The following is a 2,947-nucleotide window of genomic DNA, read 5'->3' on the forward strand; positions in this document are numbered from 1 at the left end:
GATGGAATTCGTCGGTGAGGCCGTTCCACACGGGCACGCCGGCATACTGGGCCAGGGTCTCGACCAGTTCCTGGCCAAAGCCCCGGTACTCGATGCCGTCGTAGGTGCGGCCCAGCACCCGGGCTGTATCTTTCATCGTCTCTTTCTTGCCGATGTGGGAACCGCTGGGCCCCAGGTAGGTGACGTTAGCGCCCTGGTCGTAGGCAGCCACCTCGAACGATGTGCGGGTGCGGGTCGATCCCTTCTCGAAGATCAGGGCGATGTTTTTGCCCGCCAGCCGCTGCTGTTCGTAGCCGCCGTATTTGGCAGCCTTGAGATCTGCCGACAGCTTGAGCAGGAACTTGATCTCCTTGGGCGTGAAGTCGAGCAGTTTGACGAAATTGCGGTTGCGAAGATTGAAAGCCATTTTTTACCTCCATTGAAAAAAATGTACGGTTCTGCAATTGTAGGAGCAGCGCCTTGTGCCTGCCCACATCGGGCGACCACAAGGGTACGCCCCTACCAGAAAATCATCCCTGGCATGAACACATCGGGCGACCACATTTGTGCCTGCCCACATCGGGCGACCACAAGGGTACGCCCCTACTAGAAAATCATCCCTGGCATGAACACACCGATACTCAGCACGATGGCGTACAGGATCAGCAGCATGATCAGCAGCGGCAGGACAAAGCGCAGCCACCTGTCATAGCGGATGCGGGCCAGGGCCAGACCACCCATGACCACAGCGAAGGTGGGGTTGATCAGGTTGAGCATACCGCTGGCCGACTGGTAGGCGGTCACCATCAGGCTGCGATCCACCCCGGCGATATCTGCCAGGGGTGCCATGATTGGCATCGTTACCGTGGCCAATCCCGAAGAGGAGGGGATCAGGAAACCCAGCGGCAGGTAGATCAGGTGGGTCACATTGATAAATGCCACCCCTCCCATGCTGCCCAGTGTCGCTTCAGCCCAGGAGAGGACAGTATCGACGATCAGGCCATTGCTCATGATCACACTGACGCCCCGGGCCACACCGATGATCAGTGCTACGCCCAGCATGTCCCGGGCGCCGTTGATGAATGTCTCGGAAATGCTCTTTTCGCCCAGGCGGCCTACGATGCCAATGAGAATGGCGAAGCCCAGGAAAAGGGCAGTGAACTCGCCGAACCACCAATTCAATTGCGGCAGCGGTATGCCCAGGTCGTTCCAGGGAATGACGCCGAAGATCATGATCAGGAAGGCCAGGAGGAAGAGAACCAGAACGGTGATTCTCATGCCGTTAAGCTCAGGCAATTCCCCTTCACCCGATCCCTTCAGGAAATGCTTCCTGTCAGCCTCCCTCTGGTCATAAACCAGCGACTTGGTGGGGTCCTTTTTCACCTTCTCGGCATATCTTGTGACGAAGATGATGCCAATGGCCGTGCCGGCCACAAGGATGAAAATCCTCGAAACCATGCCATCGGCGATGGAGATGCCGGCGAAGCCGGAAGCAACCCCGGTGGCGAAGGGATTGACGGTAGAGGCCAGCACGCCGATGCCCGCCCCCAGCATGATGACTGACACTCCTACCAGAGTATCATACCCCGCCGCGATCATGACGGCGATGATCAACCCATAAAAAGCCAGGGTCTCCTCGGCCATGCCGTAGCTGGTGCCGCCCAGGGCGAAGACGATCATCAGAATGGCGATCATGATTTTCTCACGCCCCTCGAACGCGGTCGTGATCTTGCCGATGCCGGCATCGATCGCGCCGGTTGCCATGGTAATCGCCAAAAATCCGCCGATGATCAGTACGAACAGGGCGACATCGATGGCGCCGTAAAGTTCGCCGAAATTGTAGACGCTGATGCTGCCATCCTCGCCCTGGATACCATACATGCCGTTGATGGGCGCCATCAACCCGTCACTTATGATCTTCTGCGGGTTCGATTCAACCTGATGATAGGTGCCTGGGATGGGTTCGCCATCGTCCGTGAGCTCATACTGCCCGGCGGGAATGAACCAGGTGGCGATGACCACGAGAACGATAAGGAGGAATAGAACGGTGTAAGCTGTTGGGAATTGAAACCCCTTCTTCTTCTCTTCAGCCATGAGTCATACTCCTTGATTAGTGCGTGCTGCAAGATTGTAGTGCTCAAACTGTAGAACATGGATCGGTAAAGCAGTAGACCGGGCTGCTTTGGTACGGATATTACGATGATGTCCCGGTTTCCTGATTCTACCCAGTGTTGCCAAGCTGGGCAAATGCCGCTATTTTGGGATGATCATTTTTCTGGAGTTGCCTGATACTCGACAGAGAGAACGGGGAAACGCAAGTTGTACAGTACATTGAGCGCACCAAGAAGCGCCGCCTGGTCAACAAGCTCACCGGTCAGGATTGTCACTGCCTGACTATTCTCTCTGATGTCAATCTCGATGTCCATACCTTGAAGATAGTCGCTCCAGTTATCAGAGACAACTCCTTGCACGCGGATGCAATAGGTTCCAGATCTGTGGAACAAAGACCTTTCTTCGGGTGGGTTCAGATGTTGTTCTCTTTCCGGAAACATGCCAGGCGCGACCTCCATTTACAGCAAGTATCGAAACCTGGACTTTGGCCAAAATTGCATTATTGTCAAGTAAATGCGTAAAAACAACCCATTTTCGAGTTGAGTCATAGAATCGGCGTACTAAATAGCGGAGTTATCTTAGCTTGAACTACTAGATGTCGTAGGGTCAAAAAATGGCCAAAGTCGAGGAAACAACAGTGCAAATTGACGAGCAATGCTCAACACCAGCATCGAATCGTGAGTATGATCAAATTGTACCCTTTCAGGCACGGCTCAGCATCACACTTCAGGTGTAATATGAGTGTAGTTTTTCCCCACAAAGGACGCGTCTAGAATCAATCGGGTGACAGAACTTGCAGAAGCATGGCTTTTTCGATGGCGTCTGCCCGATTATTGACGCCAAGTTTCCCATAAAT

Annotated in this window: 3 protein-coding genes; all 3 read right to left on the reverse strand. The window is 54.2% G+C overall.

What is annotated here, in order from left to right:
* Positions 1-406, reverse strand: a 406-nt coding sequence (locus U9R25_12890) for an ornithine carbamoyltransferase subunit F (GenBank protein ID MEA3336802.1), incomplete at its 3' end; no start/stop codon positions are given.
* Between the two features lie 179 nt (positions 407-585).
* The gene (locus U9R25_12895; protein ID MEA3336803.1) at positions 586-2,073 is read right to left on the reverse strand and encodes a YfcC family protein; all 1,488 of its coding nucleotides are present in this window, start codon (positions 2,071-2,073) and stop codon (positions 586-588) included.
* A 173-nt stretch (positions 2,074-2,246) separates the two neighbouring features.
* Entirely contained in the window at positions 2,247-2,531 is a 285-nt protein-coding gene (locus U9R25_12900; protein MEA3336804.1) for a hypothetical protein, read from the reverse strand.
* Positions 2,532-2,947 lie beyond the last annotated feature (416 nt).

This window comes from Chloroflexota bacterium, assembly GCA_034717495.1.
GTDB lineage: Bacteria > Chloroflexota > Anaerolineae > JAAEKA01 > JAAEKA01 > JAYELL01.